Raw genomic sequence first — 20,173 nt, 5'->3', positions numbered from 1 at the left:
CGGGAGACGACAGTGCCTGGCCGTTCCTTGTTCCCTCCCCGCGATGCACGACGCCGTTCCGCGTTCCCGCCCCGCGACGCACGACGTCGGAGGCCCATGAGGGACGGTCGTGGCGCGTGAACGGCGGCGGCCGGGCCGGCCCAGGATCCCGACGCCGGCGTTCGCGGCGGGCGTGCTGCTCGTCACGGCCGTGGTCATCGGGCTGGACCTCGTCACCGGCACGGCGGTCCGGCTGTTCCCGTTGCTGATCTTCCTGCCGGCGATCGTCTCGGGTCTCGGCACGGTGCGCCAGACGGCCGCCGCCTCGGCGTGGGTGCTGCTGGTGGTGGCGGGCACCACCTACTTCCTGGGCGCGGAGCTGGACGACAACCTGATCGCGGCCGGGTTCACGGCGCTGTTCGGGGTGCTGAGCGTGGTCGGGTGCCGTTATCGGGTGCGGCGCGAGGAGGAGGTCGACCGGCTGCGTTCGTCCGCCTCCGCCCTGCAACGCCTGATCGTGCGCCCGCTGCCGCTGCGCACCGCCGACGTGGAGGTCGACGGCCTCTACCAGCCGGCGACGGAGGACACGCTGGTCGGCGGCGACATGTACGAAGTGGCCGCGACCCGTGACGGCATGCGGGTGCTGATCGCCGACGTGCAGGGCAAGGGCCTGCCGGCGATCGGGACGGCGCTGGTCGTGCTCGGCTCGTTCAGGGAGGCCGCCTACCGCGAGGCCACGCTCGCCGGCGTCGTGGACGCGCTGGAGAAGTCCGTGGTCAGGCAGAACACGTTCGCCACCCAGACCGGGGAACGCGAGCGGTTCGTCACCGCGCTGGTGCTCGACATCGGCCGCGACACGGAGGTCGAGGCGATCAACTGCGGGCACCTGGCCCCGTACGTCATCCGCGACGGCGACGCCGGCCAGGTGCCTCTCGGCGAGCCCGCCGTGCCCCTGGGCCTGGCCGCGCTGACGGCCGAGCCGCGGGCGGTGGCGCGCTTCGCGTTCCCGCCGGGTGCGACGCTGCTGCTGTGCACGGACGGCGTCACCGAGGCGCGCGACTCCGGCGGCACGTTCTACCCGCTCGGGCGGCGCCTGCGCGCGTGGGCCGCCGACCCGCCCGCCAGGCTCGCGCAGGCGGTGGGCGCGGACCTGCGGAAGTTCACCGGCGGGACGCCGCGCGACGACGTCGCCATCCTCACCCTGCGCAGGACGGCCCGGGTAGCGGCGCGGGCAACGGCGCCCGCCGGCGGGTGAACCGGCCCGGCGATCGGCGCGTACCTCCACACATCGGACACGTGTTCCATGGAGGTGTCGTGGAGCTCAGCCTCTTGCGGGCACAGGCGCACAGCCCGTCGTACTTCTCCCTCATGCGCGGCTCGGCCGGGGAGCGCGCGCCGGTGGACTTCTGCATCCCGTGCAACCCGTATTTCCCGACGCCCGAGATCTTCGAGCATCTCGGGAGGAACCTGGAGACGATTCTCAAGTTCTATCCGAGTGACGCGAACACCATCGCCGAGGAGCTCTGCTCCACCCTCGGCCTCCACCCCAAGACGGTCGCCATGGGCAACGGGTCGACGGAGCTGATCACCTGGATCGACCACCTCCTGGTGCGCGAGAGCCTGGCCGTGCCGATCCCCACGTTCGGCCGCTGGACGGACCAGCCGCTGGAGACGGGCAAGCGGGTGGACATGTATCCGCTGCTGGAGAGCCGCAACTTCGCGCTCGACGTGAGCGACTACGTCTCGTTCATCCGTACGCGCGGCTCCCGGGTGGCGGTGATCTGCAACCCCAACAATCCCGACGGCGGCTACCTGCCCAAACACGAGGTGCTGCGGCTCCTCGACGAGCTGATCGACCTGGACCTGGTGATCGTGGACGAGTCGTTCGGCGAGTTCGTGGACGCCGAGCCGTACCCGGGGGTGGCCGCCGAGGCCGCGGTCCGGCCGAACGTGATCGTGCTGCGCAGCCTGGGCAAGAACTTCGGCCTGCACGGCATCCGCTTCGGCTACATGGTCGCCAATCCGGCGCTGGCCGGGCGGGTGCGCGACGCGCTGCCCAAGTGGAACCTCAACTCGTTCGCCGAGGTCGTGGTGTTCATGATGCGGCAGTTCTGGCCGGAGTACCAGGACAGCCTCAGGCGGCTCGGCAACGACAGGCGGGCGATGTTCCAGCAGCTCAGCACGATGCCGGGGCTGTCGGTGTTCGCGTCGCAGGGCAACTTCCTGCTGGTGAAGCTGCCGCCGGGCCACGACGGGGTGCCGCTGCGCGACCACCTGCTCACCGAGCACGGCGTGTACGTCAGGGAGTGCGGCAACAAGCTCGGCACCACCAGCCAGTTCCTGCGCCTGGTCGTGCGGCCGCAGGAGGACGTGCGGCGGCTGCTGATCGGCATGACGCAGTTCCTGTACTCGGGAAGCCTGCACGAGATCCCGGTCATCGGGCTCCACCACCGGCACGTCAACCCGCTGTCCGCCTGACCCGCGAGCGCCCGCCTCCTACGGCGGGCGCGAGCGGCCGGCCGCCGTTGTAAGCTGTCCCAGCTATCGCCTTACGGCATAAACAGTCGGCCGACGACGGAAGGGTTCCGTGCTCTCCAGCCAGCAGGCAAGCGCCGTCCAGCCTCACGATCACACTGCCGCTGACAGCCACGACCGCATCCAGGTCCGTGGCGCCAGGGAGAACAACCTCAAGGGCGTCTCCCTCGACATCCCCAAGCGACGTCTCACCGTCTTCACCGGAGTGTCCGGCTCCGGCAAGTCCTCGCTCGTCTTCGACACGATCGCCGCCGAGTCCCGCCGGATGATCGACGAGACGTACACCGCGTTCATCCAGGCCTTCATGCCGAGCCTGGCCCGCCCCGACGTCGACGCGCTGCACAACCTGAGCGCGGCGATCATCGTCGACCAGGAGCGCATGGGCGCCAACGCCCGCTCGACCGTGGGCACGGCCACCGACGCGCACACCATGCTGCGCATCCTCTTCAGCCGGCTCGGTGAGCCGCACGCCGGCTCGGCCGGCGCGTTCAGCTTCAACATGGCCGAGGGCATGTGCCCCGAGTGCGAGGGGCTGGGCAAGGCGTCCGACATCGACGTGGACGAGCTGGTCGACAGGGAGCTGTCGCTGAACGACGGCGCCATCAAGATCCCCGGCTACCCGGTCGACAGCTGGCCGTGGCAGGTCGTGGCCGGGTCAGGCCTGTTCGACCCCGCCGTCAAGCTCAAGGACTTCACCCCCGAGCAGTGGGACGACCTCCTCCACAAGCCGCCCACCAAGCTCAAGTACGGCTCCAACAACTTCACCTACGAAGGGCTCGTCACCCGGGTCAGGCGCGCCTACCTCGCCAAGGACCGCGAGTCGATGCAGCCGTCGGCGCGGGCGTTCGCCGACCGGGCGGTCAAGCTGACCCGCTGCCCGTCCTGCGCGGGCTCCCGGCTCAACGAGGCCGCGCTCGCCTGCCGGATCGACGGCAGGAACATCGCCGACTGCTCGGCCATGCAGGTCAACGACCTGGCCGCCTTCGTCCGCGGCATCGGCAGCCAGGCCGTCGGCCCGGTGCTGGACGGCCTGCTCTCCACCCTCGACTCGCTGGTCGAGATCGGTCTCGGCTATCTCAGCCTCGACCGCGAGTCGTCCACGCTGTCCGGCGGCGAGGCGCAGCGGGTCAAGATGGTGCGCCACCTCAACTCCAGCCTGACCGACGTCACCTACGTCTTCGACGAGCCGACGGCCGGCCTGCACCCGCACGACATCCAGCGGATGAACACCCTGCTGCTCCAGCTGCGCGACAAGGGCAACACGGTGCTCGTCGTCGAGCACAAGCCGGAGACCATCGCCATCGCCGACCACGTCGTCGACCTCGGCCCCGGCGCCGGCGCGGCCGGCGGTCAGCTCTGCTACGACGGCGACCTCGACGGGCTGCGCGCCTCCGGCACGCTGACCGGCCGCTACCTCGACCACCGGGTACGCCTGCGCGAGGAGGTCCGCAGCCCGTCCGGGCAGCTGCCGGTCAGGAACGCCACCCTGCACAACCTGCGCGGCGTGAGCGTCGACATCCCGCTGGGCGTGCTGACCGTGGTCACCGGCGTGGCCGGGTCGGGCAAGAGCTCGCTGATCCACGGCTACGTCGCGGGCCGCGACGGCGTCGTGGTGGCCGACCAGTCGCCGATCCGCGGCTCGCGCAGGAGCAACCCGGCCACCTACACCGGGGTGCTCGACCCGATCCGCGCGGCCTTCGCCAAGGCCAACGGCGTCAAGCCGGGCCTGTTCAGCGCCAACTCGGCGGGCGCCTGCCCGAAGTGCAAGGGCATCGGGCTCATCTACACCGACCTCGCGATGATGGCCGAGGTGGCGTCGGTGTGCGAGGAGTGCGAGGGCAAGCGGTTCACGCCGGAGGTGCTGACGTACACGCTGCGGGGCAAGAACATCAGCGAGGTGCTCGCCATGCCGGTGGCCGAGGCCCGCGACTTCTTCACCACCGGCCAGGCCCGCACGATCCTCGACCGGCTGGCCTCGGTCGGCCTCGGCTACATCGGGCTCGGGCAGCCGCTGACCACGCTGTCGGGCGGCGAGCGGCAGCGGCTCAAGCTGGCCATCAACATGGCGAAGAACGGCACCACGTACGTGCTGGACGAGCCCACCACGGGGCTGCACCTGGCGGACGTCGACCAGCTTCTCGCCCTGCTCGACCGCCTGGTGGACGACGGCAACACGGTCATCGTGATCGAGCACCACCAGGCCGTCATGGCCCACGCCGACTGGATCGTCGACCTGGGCCCGGGAGCCGGTCACGACGGCGGCCAGGTCGTGTTCTCCGGCACCCCTGACGAGCTGGTCGCCACCGGATCCTCGCTCACCGCGCTGCATCTGCGCGACTACGTGAGCCGTCCATAGCGCCCGTAAGGGGGAAGCATGCGGCCTGACCGGCCGGGCGAAGCCCGCGCGGCGGACCTGCGTGCCCGGCTCCGGCACGTCTACTGGATCGGCGGCGGAAGCGGCGCGGGCAAGTCGACCGTCGCCCGCCGCCTCGCGGACCGGCACGGCCTGCGCCTGTACGCCACCGACGACGTGATGCCGGATCACGCCGCCAGGAGCACGCCCGGCAAGTGCCCGCACCTGCACGCGTTCATGGCCATGGACATGGACGAGCGGTGGGTGAACCGGTCTCCCGAGACCATGCTGGAGACGTTCCACTGGTTCCGGGGCGAGGGCTTCGGCCTGATCGTCGAGGACCTCCTGCGGCTTCCCGCCGGACCTCCCGTGGTCGCCGAGGGCTTCCGGCTGCTGCCGCACCTGGTGAAGCCCCTGCTGGCCACGCCGGACCGGGCCGTCTGGCTGATTCCGTCGCCCGGGTTCCGCCGGGAGGCCTTCCGCAGCCGGGGTTCGCTCTGGCAGATCGCCGGGAGGACGGGCGATCCGGACAGGGCGCTGCGCAACCTGCTCGAACGCGACCGGATGTTCACCGAGCGCCTCGCCGGGGAGGCGCTCGGTCTCGGGCTGCCCGTCATCGAGGTCGACGGCACGATGACCGAGGACGACCTGACCGACCGGGTGTCGGCGGCGTTCGGGCTCTGAACGGCGGGCGGCCGCTCCGATCGCGACGGAGGGCCAGGAGGGGGTGTCAGACGGCCAGGCGGGCCAGGACCTCGGCGAACTCCGGCGGCGGCGCCACGACGAGGCGGGCGTGGCCGCTCTGCAGCACGATGTCGGCCTTGATGAGCGTCAGCACTCCCCGGTGCCACCAGTAGACCTGCGCGCTGAGCCCGTCGGTGCGGGCCGCGTGCACCCGCAGCCGCTCGATGGCCCGCACCACCCCGATCCCGTCGACCGGATGGACGAGCAGGGTGTACGGGTCGGGCAGCACCACGAGCGCCCCGTCGGCGGGCACGGGCAGGTAGGAGCCCAGCCACCGTAGATGCGTGGCCGCGGCGGGGGTGGCCGCGGTCAGGCGGGTCACCGGCGTGCCCGACAGTTCGATCCTCTCGGCCAGCAGCCGCTCCTCGCGCCGCACGTTGGCCACGGCCAGGTCGAGGGCCCGCGCCGGCGGGACGGGCCAGCAGCCCGCCTCCTCGGGGCGCACGGCCCGCGTGCCGATGGTGAGCAGCTCCACGAGGTCGGCGTTGAGGTGGCGGCCCACCACGCGGGTCAGGTCGCTCACCTCGTCGACGGACTCCACCCGGGTGCGCATCAGCGGCTTGGCCTGCTCCAGGTCGCAGACGTCGAGCCGGTCACCGGCGGTGGCGACGGCGTGCGCGAGGTGCTCGGAGACCAGCATCGGCCAGTCTTCCCTGGCTCTGCGCGCGGCCTCGCGCCGCAGCCCGGTGAGCCGGACGACCAGCGGCTCGCCCGCTTCCGTGGCGCTCGTCAACCTCACGGAGCCTCCGTCGCGGGCGAACGCGAAGGTGTATCCGAGGGACTCCGCGACGAGCGCGAGCAGGGAATCGAGGTCGACGTCCTCGACCGGCCGGCGTGAGGGTTCGCGGTCGCGCCCGAACAAATTCACGCGCCGTGTCCCTTCTGTCGGTTTCGTCCCTCCTACCTTGCCTGCTCCTCATCGCCGATCCGACCAGCCAGGGAGCACGATTCGGTATCGATAACACCAAGCGCTCCCAGCCACACGCTCATCTGAGGCGACCCGTGACCCACCGGCAACCCCGCCACCACCGGCACCCCCAGCGGCGCCAGGCGGTCGCGCAGCACCGGATAGGGATCGCCGCAGTCGACCCACGAGCCGAGCGCGACGCCCCGCACGCCCTCGAACACCCCCGCCTGCAACAGCTGCGTCAGCATGCGGTCGATCCGGTAGGGCTCCTCGGTCACGTCCTCCAGAAAAGCGATCTTGCCCTGGAACGACGGTTGCCACCGGGTGCCGCACATGGAGGCCAGCAGCGACAGGTTACCGCCGGACAGCACGCCCTCGGCCCGCCCCGGCGCCAGCACCCGGTCACCGTGCACCCGGTAGTCGTGGGCGGGGCCGTCCGCGCCGAACAGCGCCGCCCGCAGGCTCTCCCAGCTCTGCGGCTCCGGCTGCTTCTCGTCGGCCATGATCCGGGAGGCGGGCATCGGCCCGTGCAAGGTCGGCACGCCCAGCTCGACGGCGAACGCGTTGTGCAGCGCCGTGATGTCGCTGGACCCGACGAGGACCTTGCGGCCCGCCGCCCGCATGGCGTTCCAGTCGAGCCGGTCGAGCAGCCGCGCGGCGCCGTAGCCGCCCCTGCAGCAGAACACCGCGGAGACGGCCGGGTCGCACCAGGCCGCCTGCAGGTCGGCGGCCCTGGCCGCGTCGCTGCCCGCGAGGTAGTCGAGCTCCTGGCGGTCGAGCGCGTGCGCGCCGAGCACCACCTTCAGCCCCAGGCTCTCCAGACGCTCGACGCCGCGCCTGAGCATCACGGCGTTGGGCGGGCCTGACGGCGAGACGATCGCGACGGTGTCACCCGGCTGCATCGACCAACTCCTTCCATGCCTGCTCCGGTGAGCACCGATGCGGCACTGGCTTTTCCACGTGCCAAACGGTGCCACACTTACCTGTCGTATGCGACTTCCGCCCCACATCCTCGTGGTCAACGGCGTCAAGGTCCGCCGGCCGGTCTTCCTGCTCGGAGCCCCGCATTCCGGTACGGATCTGCTCGCCCGCGCCCTGAAACGATCCCCTGGCTTCCACGTGACGATGGGCCGCGCGAGCGTGGCGCACGTGGTGTACGCCTTCGCCCGCAAACCGTCGCTCGCCGCCACGTCCGGCGCCGTACGCGTCATGCGTGACGCCCTCGCCGAGTCGTGGCAGGTGCTGCCCCGGTCGTGCGGCCAGTGCGCCGAACCGTGCAGGGAGGCCGGCGGTGTCACCGGCACCGGCCCCTGCGTGAGCACCGGCGACGTCACCCGGTTCGGCGACGGCAGCCCCGACCTGCTCTACAGCGTTCCCGTGCTGCTCCAGGCCTTCCCCGACGCCCGGTTCGTGCAGCTCATCCGCGACGGCAGGGACGCCGTGGCCGGCATGCTGGCCGATCCGGCGTGCCTGGCCTGGTTCAAGCCGGCGATGCTGACAGGCCAGACCGAGTTCCCCAACGCGTTCTTCGGCGTCAGCAAGGACGAGCACCTCGACCGGTGGCGCGACATGCCGGACGCGGGCAAGAGCGCGCTGCGCTGGCGCAGCGCCGTACGGGTCAGCGCCGAGCTGCGCAGGACACTGCCCGAGGAGCAGCTGCTGACGCTGCGCTACGAGGACCTCGTGCTCAGGCCGCAGCAGACGGTGGCCACGCTCGCGGAGTTCCTGGAGACGCGGGTGTCCAAGGTCGTCCTGTACGACCCCGGCGTCCCCAAGCCGGGCGCCCACACCTCCCGGCTCGGGCGCGACGACGTCAAGCTGGTGGAGAAGGTCGCCCGCGAGGAGCTCAAGCGGCTGGGCTACCTGAAGAAGAGGTGAACTGGGTGCGGTAGAGCTCGGCGTAGAGCCCGTCGCGCGCCAGCAGCTCGTCGTGCCGGCCGCGTTCGGCGATGCGGCCGTCGTGGACGACGAGGATCTCGTCGGCCTCCCTGATCGTCGACAGCCGGTGCGCGATGACCAGCGACGTGCGGCCTGCCAGCGCGGTCTTCAGCGCCACCTGCACCGCCGCCTCCGACTCGGAGTCGAGGTGGGCGGTGGCCTCGTCGAGCACCACCACCCGCGGCGCCTTGAGCAGCAGCCTGGCCAGCGCGAGGCGCTGCTTCTCGCCGCCGGACAGCCGGTAGCCGCGATCGCCCACGACCGTCTCCAGCCCGTCGGGCAGGCCCTCCACGAGGTCACCTATCTGCGCGGCCCTGAGAGCGTCCCAGATCTCCTCGTCGCCCGCGCCTGGCCTGGCATAGCGGAGGTTGGCCGCGATCGTGTCATGGAAGAGATGAGCGTCCTGCATGACCACCCCCACGGTGTCGCGCAGGGAGTCGAGCGTGGCGTCGCGCACGTCGAGCCCGTTGATCCTGACCGCGCCCTCGTTGACGTCGTAGAGGCGGGAGACCAGCGACGTCATCGTCGTCTTGCCGGCGCCCGAGTGGCCGACGAGGGCGATCAGCTGCCCCGGCTCGGCCCGGAACGAGACGCCCTTCAGCACCGGATGGGACGGGCCGGTGTCCTGCCGGGCCACCGACTCCAGCGAGGCCAGCGAGACCTCCTCGGCGGCGGGATAGCGGAAGCGAACGTCGTCGAACTCGATCGTCACCGGCCCCTCGGGCACCGGAACGGCGCCGGGGCGCTGCGCCACCATGGGCTCGAGGTCGAGGATCTCGAAGACCCGGTCGAAGCTCACGAGGGCCGTCATCACGTCCACGTGCACGTTGGACAGCGACGTGAGCGGGCCGTACAGGCGCATCAGCAGGGCGGCCAGGGCCACCAGCGTGCCCAGCTCGAAGACGTCGGAGACGGACAGCACGCCGCCGATGCCGTACACGAGGGCGGTGGCCAGCGCGGCCACGAGCCCGAGGGCGACCCTGAACACGGTGCCGTACATGCCGACGGTCACGCCCACGTCGCGGACCCTGGCGGCCCGGCTGCCGAACATCTCGGCGTCGTCCTCCGGCCGGCCGTAGAGCTTGGCGACCGTCGCGCCCGCCACGTTGAACCGCTCGGTGGTGACCGAGCTCATCTCGGCGTCGAGCTGCATCTGCTCCCGGGTCAGCGCGGACATGCGGCGGCCCACGAACTTGGCGGGGACGATGAAGATCGGCAGCAGCACCAGCGCGACCAGGGTGACCTGCCACGACAGGGCCAGCATCGCGCCCAGCACCAGGACCAGGCTGACCACGTTGGAGACCACGGACGACAGCGTGCTCGTCAGCGCCCGCTGGGCGCCGATCACGTCGGTGTTGAGCCTGCTGACCAGCGCGCCGGTCTGGGCCCGCATGAAGAACGCCACCGGCATGCGCTGCACGTGGTCGAACACCTCGGTGCGCAGGTCGAAGATCAGGCCCTCGCCGATGCGCGCCGAGAACCACCGCTGCACCAGCGTCAGACCGGCGTCGACCACCGCCAGCACGGCGATCGCCACGGCCAGCCCGACCACGACGCCGGTCCGCTTGGGCAGGATGCCGTCGTCGATGATCGCCTTCATCAGCAGCGGGTTGGCGACCACGATCACCGCGCCCAGCACGACGAGCACGAGGAACGCCACGATCTGCCTGGTGTAGGGCCTGGCGTAGCGCGCGATGCGCCGCACGATGCCGGGACGCAGCCGCTGCCTGGTCACCGAGTCGTCGCGCCGCAGGGACGCCATCACACCGGGGCCGAAGCCCCCGCCCATCATCGCCATTCGGGATCCTCCTCCCGGCACAGCGCCGCAATGACGTACGAGGATTCCCGAGTCAGCTCACCGCGAAATCCCGGGGCCTTCCAGTATCCGCCCCGCCCTCCTGCCCCTGTGCACCCGCCTCAGCCGAAGAGGGCTTTGAGCCGGGCGGCCTGCTCGGCCCCCTCGGCTGCGCACTGCTCCTCCAGGGAACGGCCCTGCGCCCCCTGGAGAAGTCGCTTGGTCGCGGCGGCCGCGTCCCGGTTGACGGCGAGCAGCTCCGCGATCTTGTCATGTACGGCCTGGTCGAGGTCGCTCCCTGCGACCACGTTCTCCGCGAGGCCGATCCGCACGGCCTCGTCCGCGTGCACCACCCTGGCCGTCAGGCACAGGTCCTTCGCCTTGGCCAGGCCCACCAGCTCGACCAGGGGCTTGGTGCCGGTCAGGTCGGGCACGAGGCCCAGCGCGGCCTCCTTCATGCAGAACGCGACGTCGTCGGCGACGATCCGCAGGTCGCAGGCGAGCGCCAGTTGGAATCCAGCGCCGATCGCGTGCCCCCGCACGGCGGCGATGGAAACGATCTCCGGGCGGCGCAGCCACAGGTATCCCGCCTGAGCCTGCTGCAAGCGCTGCTCGAAGGTGGCGGCGTCAGCAGCGGCCGCCGAGCTGAACGAGCCCTGTCCGGGCACCCCCTCTGGTGTGAACATTCGCAGGTCGATTCCTGCCGAGAAGGACGGTCCCTCACCTTTCACGACGACGACGCGCACCTGCTCGGGCAGGTTCTCGCCGATGCGAGCCAGTGCCGACCATGTCGCGAACGTCATGGCGTTGCGCTTTTCCGGCCAGGCCAGCGTGATCGTCGCTATCTCACCGTCCACCTCGAATCGGAGCCCGCCGTCCGCCGGATTCCCGGCTGAGGCGTCCTCCGCATACCCCCCGCGCTGTTGCGCCCGCGCTTCCGCCATCGCCCGCTCCTCGTGTCCCGGCCGCGCACAGGGTGCGCCGCGGAGTGCTGACCGTCGCGCCCGAGCCTACAGAATGTCGTTCTGGCCCGGGCGCGACGTCGGCTGTCAAGGGACGAGCGGCTGCGGTCGCACGTTCCGAGGCGGCCGTCAGCGCTTGGACTTGCCCCGGGTCGCCCCGCCGCGCCCGCGCAGAGTCACGCCGGACTCGCTAAGGATGCGGTGGATGAACCCGTAGGACCGGCCGGTAGAAGCGGCCAGGGCGCGGATGCTCTCGCCCTGCGCGTAGCGCTTCTTGAGATCGCCGGCCAGTTTTTCCCGGTCGGCCCCGGTGACCCGGGTGCCCTTCTTCAGTGTCTCGGCCACGAGTACCTCCTGTAGTGCCGGACTTCCGCAGCGTTACTCCGCCATGATCAGTCATTTCAGCGGGATCGGCTACCTACTCCACGGGAAAAGATCCGTACCCACTCAAATTAAGATCAGGCAAGTGCCACAAGATCGGAAAATTCGTCGCTCCATGCGTCTTCAGTTCCGTCAGGTAGCAAGATCACCCTATCCGGTGACAGGGCGTCAACGGCACCCTCGTCATGTGTCACTAGGACGATTGCCCCTGAATAGGACCGTAGAGCATTGAGAACCTGCTCGCGGCTGACGGGGTCGAGGTTGTTCGTCGGCTCGTCGAGAAGGAGCACATTGGCGCTCGAAAGCACCAGGATGGCCAGGGCGAGCCGGGTCTTCTCGCCGCCGGAGAGCACTCCGGCCGGCTTGTCGGCGTCCTCTCCCGTGAACAGGAACGAGCCGAGCACCTTGCGCAACTCGGTGTCGGTGAACTGGCCACCGGCCGAGCGCATGTTCTCCAGGAGCGTGCGATCGTTGTCGAGGGTCTCGTGCTCCTGGGCGTAATAGCCGATCTTGAGGCCGTGACCGGGCCTGACCTCGCCGGTGTCGGGCTTCTCCATGCCGCCGAGCAGGCGGAGCAGCGTGGTCTTGCCGGCGCCGTTGAGGCCCAGGATGACGACCCTGTGGCCGCGGTCGATGGCCACGTCGACGTCGGTGAACACCTCGAGCGAGCCGTACGACTTCGACAGCCCTTCCGCCGTGAGCGGGGTGCGCCCGCACGGCTGGGGCTCGGGAAAGCGCAGTTTGGCCACCTTGTCGCTCTGGCGCTCCTCCTCCGTGCCCGCCAGCAGCCGGTGCGCGCGCCGCATCATGTCCTGGGCGGCCTTGGCCTTGGTGGCCTTGGCGCGCATCTTGTCGGCCTGCGCCAGCAGCGCGCCCGCCTGCTTCTCCGCGTTGGCCCGCTCCCGCTTCCTGCGCTTCTCGTCGGTCTCGCGCTGGGCGAGGTAGGCCTTCCAGCCCACGTTGTAGTGGTCGATCACCGAGCGGTTGGCGTCGAGGTGCAGGACCTTGTTGACCGTGGCTTCAAGAAGGCCGACGTCGTGGCTGATGATCACCAAGCCGCCTTGATGGGATCGCAAAAAATCACGAAGCCACCCGATTGAGTCGGCATCTAGGTGGTTTGTCGGCTCGTCGAGAAGGAGAGTTTCCGCTCCGCTGAAAAGAATTCTCGCCAATTCCACGCGCCGGCGCTGGCCGCCGGAAAGCGTTTGCAGCGGCTGCGTGAGCACCCTGTCGGGCAGGCCGAGACTGGAGGCGATGGAGGCGGCCTCCGACTCGGCCGCGTAGCCGCCCAGCACGTGCATCTGGTCCTCGAGGCGGCCGTACTGCTTCACCGCCCGCTCGCGCGTGCGGTCGTCGGCGGAGGACATGCCGAGCTCGGCCTCGCGCAGCTTGCGGAGCACCTCGTCGAGCCCGCGCGCCGACAGGATGCGGTCGCGGGCCAGCACCTGCAGGTCGCCGGTGCGCGGGTCCTGAGGGAGGTAGCCGACGCTGCCGGACCTGGTGACGGCGCCGGACGCGGGCAACCCCTCGCCCGCAAGCACCTTGGTCAGGGTCGTCTTGCCCGCGCCGTTGCGGCCGACGAGCCCGATCTTGTCGCCGGGATTGACCCGGAACGTGGCTTTCTCGATGAGCAGGCGCGCGCCCGCGCGCAGCTCGATATCACTGGCGATGATCATGATGGCGGAACACTCCCGAGCTAGGAAACGAGGGTTGGGGCGTGCGACGCCGATCAATCGGGAGTATGCATACCGATCAGTGTAGGGCCCCCGGAGGGGCCCCACCCCTGGTTAATCCTCCGCCAGGTGCTCCGCGATCAGTGCCAGGTTGCAGATCGCTGCCAGGCCGTACTGCGCCGCGCTGTTGGTCGACACGAACGGCGCCTCGCGCACCGGCGACGGCACCTCGGGGCCGTCGACCAGCGTCAGCTCCCACTTCTCCTGGTGCTGCAGCGGGTTGCGGTTGAGCTGGTCGCCCTCGCCGAGGCGGAACTTGCGCCACGCCCACGCGGCCAGCCCGGCGTCGCCGGTGCGCGCCGCCGCGTACGCGGTGAGCCTGCTGTGCGCCTGGATCAGCGAGATCCCGCTCAGCCGCCGGCCCACCTCGGCCTCCTGCTGCTCGGGGGTGGCGAGATAGAGGCGGCAGTACTCCAGCCACGCCTCCTCGAAGCCCGGCACGCCGAGATCGAGCGCGATGAGCTCCGCGCACATCTCCGGCAACCCGAACAACGACGACAGGTGCGAGACGGAGATCTGGTCCCGCGAGGTGTCGAAACGGCCCGTCTCCAGGTTCAGCCGGCCCTCACCCGTCAGGAACCGGCGCGGCATCGCCCCGATGTCGGCCATCGTGCCCAGCAGCCGGTCCCTGGCCCGCTCGTCGCCGTGCCGCTCCCACCGGGTCAGCCACGCCGCCGCCAGCGATCCCCAGTCCGTGCCCAGGCCGACCGACAGCCCGGCCGGGTCGGGGGTGTAGACGTCCTCGCGCACCTTGCGCGTGGGGTCGATCGCCAGGAACGTCTCCTCCGGCGTGCTCAGCTCGTCCATGAGGTCGCCGGTGCGCTCGTCGGCGGTCAGGTAGTGGTGGAAGCGGCGGTAGGCGGCGTTGGAGATGCGCAACTGCTTGCAGCTGCAACCCCAGTGCTGCACGTTGTGCCGGCTGCCCAGGCCCTTCCACCTGCCGAGATGGTAGACGTCGACCTCGCCCGTGTGGCGGGTCATGGCCTCGGCGAACCGGAAGACGTCCGCGCGTCCCGTGCGCAGGTACTGCAGCCAGAGCCACAGGTCGGGCGACAGCTCCGAGTTGTCCCACGCGTAGCCGCCCACGTCGTAACGCCAGGTGTGCCGGTCGGGGTCGTAGGTGTGCATGACGTCGCCGTAGTCCCAGAAGCCGTACCACCTGCGCTGCTCGCGCTCGCGCACGTACAGGTCGAACAGGAAGTCCAGGCGGTCCTCGATCAGGGCGCGCGCCGGCGTGGAACGGTCGGGCAGTCCCCACACGCCGAACACGCCGGCCTGCCTGATCCGCTCCGGGGAGACGCGCAGCAGGCCGGGCTCGTTCATGGCGGCGGCGTGCGCGGCGAGGTCCGCGGCCGAGGGCGTGGCGTCGCAGGCGCGCAGGGTCAGCTCGTGCGTACGCGCCACGCCGTGGGCGTCGCCGAAGCCCGGCTCGTAGTCCTCGTACGTGATCTCCAGGCCCTCGAGCTGCTCGGCGAACGTGTCCTGGCCCATCCCGTCGTGGTAGAAGCGCAGGTCCATGGCCAGCGCGGACGGCGACCACAACCAGACGGTGGCGGTGGCCAGGCCGGTGGCGGCGTTCCTGACGTCGAGGCGGGTGGGGTGCAGGCGCCAGAAGTCGCGCAGCCCGAACCCGAGGCCGCCGCTGACGCCGCCGACGTAGCCGTAGCCGCCCGAGCGCGTCCCCGAGGGGATCGTCACCCACGCGTGGCCCTCCGCGGTGCGCTTGCGCAGCGTGTAGCCGTCGGCCGAGCTCTGGTCGAGGGTGTAGTCGTTCCAGGCGGGGATGAGGTGCAGCCGGCTCGCGACGTCGGGGGCGATCTCCCCGGCGGGCCTGCCCTCGACCTGCGCCCTGCGTACGTGCTCGCCGGGGTCTCGGCGCAGGCCGGTCAGGCCGCGTACCGCCTCGGTGAGGAAGCCTTCCGCACCGGCCAGCCGTACGTGCCTGTCGTGGAGCTGATCGTGCATGACCACGTCGGCGCGCAGGCCGAGCCCGGCCAGGAAGTCCCGCTCCGGATCGCCGTCGTAGACGAACGTGTGCATGATCCGCACCTGCTCGGCGCCGGCGTGGAAGTAGAGGCGCACGGTGAACGGCAGCCAGTCGCCGTGCCGGCCCTCCAGCCGCACGACGGCGCGCAGGGGGCCGTCCTGCTCGACGGTGACGCTCTCCACGACGCCCTCGCCCTGCTCGCGGACCACGGCGCCGCCCTCGTCGGGGGTGGGCTCACCCTGTCGGAGGCTGACCAGGCGGACGTTCCTGGCGATCTCGCGGCTCCCGCGCGAGATCGAGCGGGCGACCGTCCCGCCACCGAACTCCCAGGTGACCACGCCCGTGCTGACGACCAGCCCGCCGCGCTCGCGGGCGACCGTGACGGCCGTCCCGGGCGCGGCGGGCTCGCGGCCCGGTTCGAGCCGGTACGCCCGCGCGACGTCCCGCTGCGCCCCGATGGCGTGGGCCGACCACTTGACCGAGCCGTCCGGCCAGGTGGCGGTCACCCAGCTCTGCACGGGCACCTCGCGGCCCGCGTCGTCGGCCAGGGCGAACGGCGCGTCCCGCGCCACCGTGCCGCGCGGCCACGGGACCCCCCAGGTCGTCCCCTCCTCACCCGGTCGGTCCAGCCAGCGAAGCTCGGTCATGTGATCTCCTTCAGTCGGGGGGCTGCGGGCCCTGCCTCATTCCTTGACCGACCCGATCAGCACGCCCTTGGCGAAGTGCTTCTGCAGGAACGGGTAGAAGAACAGAATGGGCAGGGTCGCGATGACGACGACGGCGAACTTCAGGCCCTGCTCCGGCGGCACCCAGGTCCGGTCCATCTGCGACAGGGCGGTGGCGGCGTCGGTGCTGGTCAGCTGCCGCACCAGGACCTGCAGCGTCCACTTGTCAGGGTCGCTGATGTACAGCAGCGGCGACATGTAGTCGTTCCAGATGGCCACCGCGTAGAACAGCGAGAAGGTCGCGATGACCGGCTTGGACAGCGGCAGGACGATCTTGAAGAACACGCCCATCTCGTTGCAGCCGTCGATGCGCGCGGCCTCCTCCAGCGCCTGGGGCAGCTCCTGGAAGAAGCTCTTGACGATGATCAGGTAGAACGGGTTGATCGCCAGCGGCAGGATCAGCGCCCAGTAGCTGTCGAGCAAACCCAGGTCGCGCACCACCAGGTAGGTGGGGATCATCCCGCCGGAGAAGACCATCGTGAAGATGACCAGGTTCAGGACCAGCGTCCTGCCCGGGAGGTACCGCTTGGCCAGCGGGTAGGCCATGGTGAAGGTCAGCAGCAGCTGGACCACCGTGCCGACCGCCGTCACGACGACGGTCGTGAGCAGGGCGCGGACGAACGTGTCGGTGGCGAAGATGTAGGCGTAGGACTCGGTGACAAACTTCTCCGGCCACAGGAAGAACGGGCGCGAGGAGATCTCCGCCTCGCCCGCGAACGATCCGGCCAGCACGTAGAGCAGCGGCAGCACCGTGATGAGCGCCAGCCCGACGAGCACGACGACGTTGAGGGTGTCGAACGTGCGGCTGGCGAGCGAGCCGTGGTTGTCGACCGGCTGCGTGGCCTTGGTCTCGGTCATGGTCGGCATGCCGGGGCTCCTTAGAACAGTCCACGCTGGCCGAGGCGCTTGGCCAGCCAGTTCGAGCCGAAGATCAGGATGACGCCCGCCACGCCCTTGAACAGGCCGACGGCGGTGGAGTAGCTGATGGCGCCCTGCTGGATGCCGGCGTAGTAGACGTAGGTGTCGAACACGTCGGCCACCGAGCGGTTCAGCGAGGTGGTCATGAGCCAGATCTGCTCGAAACCGGAGTCGAGCAGGTTGCCGGACGCGAGGATCGCCATCACGACGACCGTGGGGCGGATCGCGGGCAGGGTGACGTGCCAGAGCTGCCGGAAACGTCCCGCGCCGTCCATGCGGGCGGCTTCGTACAGGTTGGGGTCCACGCCCGCCAGCGCGGCGAGGTAGATGATCGTGCCCCAGCCGGTCTGCTTCCACAGCTGCTGCAGGATGATCAGCGGCCGGAACCACTCCTCCTGCGCCATGTAGTCGACCTTCGCGGTGTCGCCCAGCACGTCGCGGATCCACCCGGAGATCACGCCGAAGTCCGCCGCGAACAGCAGGTACGTCAGCGACGCGACGATCGTCCAGGACAGGAAGTGCGGGATGTAGATCAGCGACTGCACCGACCGCTTGACGAGGCTGACCCGCAGCTCGTTGAGCATCAGCGCGACGATGATCGGCGCCGGGAAGACGATGACGATGTGCAGCAACGCCAGGAACAGCGTGTTGAACAGCAGCCGGCCGAAGTCGGGACCGGAGAAGAGATCCTCGAAGTGCTTGAAGCCGACCCAAGGGCTGCCCGAGTAGCCGAGGAAGGGCAGGAAATCCTGGAACGCGATCGTCACGCCGTACATCGGCAGATACTTGAAGATCACAAAATAGGCGACACCCGGGATGAGCATCAGGTAGAGCCAGCGATAGCGCGCCAGCGCCGCGCGGAGCGGCACCTTGCCGGCCCTCCGCCTCTTCGCCTTGGTGGCCGCCTTCGGGGGAGGCGGCGCCAGGTCGGTGGCCACAGCGGCCTCCTTTCATGTGAGTGGCCCGGGACGCGCGGCCCCGGGCCTCTCAGCGCGACGGCTACTGCCCGAGCTTGGACACCAGGTCGTTGATCTCGGCGGCCACCTGCGTGCCGCCGCTGTCGTACCAGCGCTTGATCTCGGCCTTGAGCTGCTCCTCGGTGAAGGTGCCCGACAAGTACTTGATCCGGGCGTCCGAGACGATCGTGTCGATCTGCGCGCCCTTAGCGACGGCGGTGGGCGAGATCACGGGCAGTGCCACGTTGTGCACGGCCGTCTTGAGGTCCTCCTCCACCAGTTCCTGCTGGAGCTTGAGCATCTCCTGGTACGGCTCCCCTGACGGCACACGCTGGTAGGCGATCCCGCCGATGGACACGTCACCCTTGGTGCTGAGCTGGATGAAGGCGTCGTCCACGTCGTTCTGGACGGTCTTGACCGCGGGGTCGTCCTCGTTGATCAGCGCGGCGGTGTCGCCGTTCTCGACCTCGAAGTTGCGGCCCTCGATGCCGTTGGTGAGCAGGACCTGGCCCTCCTTGGTCGCCAGCTTGTCGAGGGTCTTCAGCACGTTGTCGAGCTCCGCCTCGGTCCGCACGCTCTGCTTGGAGATGGCCAGGGTGTCGAGGTAGCCGGTGAACGGGTAGGAGAACTTCTTCCCGTCGGAGCGCTTGAGGTTGCCGACCATGGTGACCTTGTCGCCGTAGGTCTCCTTGTCCTGCTCGTAGAACAGGTCGAGCCACTGCCTGGAGCGGATGTTGACGTCGATGATGATGCCGCCCCTGTTCTGCTGGACGGGGTCGTTCCACTTGGCGGCGTCGAGGGTGGCGAAGTCGGGGTTGACCATGCCGCCGTCGACCATCTTCTTCAGCCACCGGTTCGCCTCGAGGAACTCGGGGGTGTCGAAGCCCGGCACGATCTTGCCGTCGCGCTCGCCCCAGCCGTTCGGGGCGCCGAACCAGGTCTCGATCACGTCGTACGGGCTGGAGCTGGCGTAGTTGCCCGGCCATTTCGGGATGACGAGGCCGTAGGTGTCCTTTTTGCCGTTGCCGTCCGGGTCCTTCTCCGTGAACGCCTTGGCGATCTCGTAGAGGTCGTCGACCGTCTCGGGCTCGTCGAGGCCGACCTTCTCCAGCCAGTCCTTGCGGATGACGACCGCCGAGCGCAGCAGCGGCCGCATCCGGTAGAGGCCGTAGGTCTTGCCGTTGATGGAGGCGTTGAGCGCCGTCTGCGCGTCGGCGGGCTTGAGGTTCGGGTACTTGTCCAGCTTGTCGGTCAGATCCCAGAACGCTCCGGCCTGGGCGGCCTTGACGAACGCCGGCAGGTGCGGGTCCACGACCATGACCTGCGGGATGTCGTCCGAGGCGAGCGTGACGTTCAGCTTCTCGGTGTACTCGGCGTTGGGCACCCAGGTGATCTTGAGCTTCTTGCCGAGGAACTTCTCGACCGCCTGATGCATCTCGCCCTTGGGGTCCGGCGCGGTGCCGAACAGCTTCGACATGAAGGTGATCGTGCCGGGGTCCGCCTGGGGCGCGTCCCCGCCGGAGCAGGCGGAGGCGGTGAGGGCGACCGTTAGCGTTAACACACCGGCAAGGAGGCGCCGGCGACGGGATGCGCTCATGAGTTCCCTTTCGAATGCAGTCGCGCCTCGTTCTCCTCGAAGAAGCGCTGGCAGAGCCACGTGTTGAGGTAGATCCACGCGCCGAAGCCGACCACCGGCGCCAGGACGGGCAGCACCGCGGTCGCGTAGGCGATGGACGAGAGCACTAGCAGCAACAGCACGGACGAAGCCGGACGCATGAGCGCTAGCTGTGTCGCTTTGGGCCAGTAGGCCCACAGCGGAAGGTCGTAGTGCACGTAGAGCGGCCCGACGTAAGCCCCCACACCGGCCAGCGCGATGAGCGCCACGAAGGTCGCGATCCGCAACGCCCCCATGCTCGGCCCGGCGGCGGACAGGTACAGGTAGTTGCCGATCAGCACGGTGGCGAGCACCGCGACGGGAAGGATCAGCAACGAGGCGCGGACGAACTCACGCCGGTAGACACTCCAGAAGTCCGCCCAATGAATCGATTCACCGCGCGCGTGGCGACGTGCGACGGTGTACGCGGCCATGGTGGCGGGCCCGATTCCGAGGACCACGCCGCCGAGCAGCGTGAAGGCGATCCACATCAGGTTCAGCCTGGCCGCCCAGAAGAGCTCTGAGCAGACCGCTTGCACCTTCATTGACATGGCTGGATGGCTCATCCCGCAGCACCTTCTGACGGCGTGTGCGCGGACACGGGGG

General features: G+C 69.9%; 16 protein-coding genes. 5 read left to right on the top strand and 11 right to left on the bottom strand.

Annotated features, from left to right (window positions below):
* Positions 1 to 109 precede the first annotated feature (109 nt).
* The 4 genes from ACTWPV_RS22080 (at position 110) to ACTWPV_RS22065 (ending at position 5,551) form a co-directional block, all read left to right on the top strand.
* Complete coding sequence (locus ACTWPV_RS22080; protein WP_443153206.1) at positions 110 to 1,234, top strand: PP2C family protein-serine/threonine phosphatase; 1,125 nt, start codon at positions 110 to 112, stop codon at positions 1,232 to 1,234.
* A 59-nt stretch (positions 1,235 to 1,293) separates the two neighbouring features.
* Positions 1,294 to 2,457 carry a pyridoxal phosphate-dependent aminotransferase gene (locus ACTWPV_RS22075; RefSeq protein WP_443153205.1) on the top strand — a complete coding sequence of 388 codons (1,164 nt, stop codon included), beginning with the start codon at positions 1,294 to 1,296 and terminating at the stop codon, positions 2,455 to 2,457.
* 109 nt (positions 2,458 to 2,566) lie between these two features.
* Positions 2,567 to 4,870 (top strand): ATP-binding cassette domain-containing protein, encoded by a 2,304-nt coding sequence (locus ACTWPV_RS22070; protein ID WP_443153204.1) that lies wholly within the window; start codon positions 2,567 to 2,569, stop codon positions 4,868 to 4,870.
* Positions 4,871 to 4,888: 18 nt separating this feature from the next.
* Entirely contained in the window at positions 4,889 to 5,551 is a 663-nt protein-coding gene (locus ACTWPV_RS22065) for a hypothetical protein (protein WP_443153203.1), read from the top strand.
* Positions 5,552 to 5,597: 46 nt separating this feature from the next.
* Here the strand turns inward: ACTWPV_RS22065 and ACTWPV_RS22060 are convergent, their stop codons facing one another.
* A complete protein-coding gene (locus ACTWPV_RS22060) occupies positions 5,598 to 6,479 on the bottom strand; it encodes a hypothetical protein (protein ID WP_347644695.1) in 882 nt (293 codons plus the stop codon).
* Positions 6,480 to 6,511: 32 nt separating this feature from the next.
* Complete coding sequence (locus ACTWPV_RS22055) at positions 6,512 to 7,420, bottom strand: S66 peptidase family protein (protein WP_443153202.1); 909 nt, start codon at positions 7,418 to 7,420, stop codon at positions 6,512 to 6,514.
* Positions 7,421 to 7,508: 88 nt separating this feature from the next.
* Between ACTWPV_RS22055 and ACTWPV_RS22050 the strand changes: the two genes are divergently transcribed.
* On the top strand, positions 7,509 to 8,396 hold the full coding sequence (locus tag ACTWPV_RS22050) for a sulfotransferase family protein (RefSeq protein WP_347644697.1): 888 nt from the start codon (positions 7,509 to 7,511) through the stop codon (positions 8,394 to 8,396).
* On the opposite strand, the gene ACTWPV_RS22045 is transcribed toward ACTWPV_RS22050, so the two are convergent.
* From ACTWPV_RS22045 to ACTWPV_RS22005, 9 genes are all read right to left on the bottom strand, one after another.
* The gene (locus ACTWPV_RS22045; RefSeq protein ID WP_347644698.1) at positions 8,365 to 10,254 is read right to left on the bottom strand and encodes an ABC transporter ATP-binding protein; all 1,890 of its coding nucleotides are present in this window, start codon (positions 10,252 to 10,254) and stop codon (positions 8,365 to 8,367) included. The genes ACTWPV_RS22050 and ACTWPV_RS22045 overlap by 32 nt on opposite strands.
* Positions 10,255 to 10,373: 119 nt before the next feature.
* A complete protein-coding gene (locus tag ACTWPV_RS22040) occupies positions 10,374 to 11,195 on the bottom strand; it encodes an enoyl-CoA hydratase/isomerase family protein (protein ID WP_443153201.1) in 822 nt (273 codons plus the stop codon).
* A 147-nt stretch (positions 11,196 to 11,342) separates the two neighbouring features.
* Complete coding sequence (locus ACTWPV_RS22035) at positions 11,343 to 11,558, bottom strand: helix-turn-helix domain-containing protein (RefSeq protein ID WP_125642298.1); 216 nt, start codon at positions 11,556 to 11,558, stop codon at positions 11,343 to 11,345.
* A 113-nt stretch (positions 11,559 to 11,671) separates the two neighbouring features.
* Positions 11,672 to 13,270: an ABC-F family ATP-binding cassette domain-containing protein gene (locus tag ACTWPV_RS22030; protein WP_443153440.1), complete on the bottom strand. Its 1,599-nt coding sequence runs from the start codon at positions 13,268 to 13,270 to the stop codon at positions 11,672 to 11,674.
* 111 nt (positions 13,271 to 13,381) lie between these two features.
* Positions 13,382 to 15,961, bottom strand: a complete 2,580-nt coding sequence (locus tag ACTWPV_RS22025; protein WP_443153200.1) for an exo-rhamnogalacturonan lyase family protein — start codon at positions 15,959 to 15,961, stop codon at positions 13,382 to 13,384.
* A 36-nt stretch (positions 15,962 to 15,997) separates the two neighbouring features.
* Positions 15,998 to 16,906 (bottom strand): carbohydrate ABC transporter permease, encoded by a 909-nt coding sequence (locus tag ACTWPV_RS22020; protein ID WP_347644702.1) that lies wholly within the window; start codon positions 16,904 to 16,906, stop codon positions 15,998 to 16,000.
* An 11-nt stretch (positions 16,907 to 16,917) separates the two neighbouring features.
* Positions 16,918 to 17,895, bottom strand: a complete 978-nt coding sequence (locus ACTWPV_RS22015) for an ABC transporter permease (protein WP_443153199.1) — start codon at positions 17,893 to 17,895, stop codon at positions 16,918 to 16,920.
* A 61-nt stretch (positions 17,896 to 17,956) separates the two neighbouring features.
* On the bottom strand, positions 17,957 to 19,474 hold the full coding sequence (locus ACTWPV_RS22010) for an extracellular solute-binding protein (protein ID WP_443153198.1): 1,518 nt from the start codon (positions 19,472 to 19,474) through the stop codon (positions 17,957 to 17,959).
* A 32-nt stretch (positions 19,475 to 19,506) separates the two neighbouring features.
* Positions 19,507 to 20,133 (bottom strand): YesL family protein, encoded by a 627-nt coding sequence (locus ACTWPV_RS22005; protein ID WP_443153197.1) that lies wholly within the window; start codon positions 20,131 to 20,133, stop codon positions 19,507 to 19,509.
* Positions 20,134 to 20,173 lie beyond the last annotated feature (40 nt).

This window comes from Nonomuraea sp. KM88, assembly GCF_052245635.1.
Classification (GTDB): domain Bacteria; phylum Actinomycetota; class Actinomycetes; order Streptosporangiales; family Streptosporangiaceae; genus Nonomuraea.
This window is presented reverse-complemented; position numbering and strand designations above follow the sequence as displayed.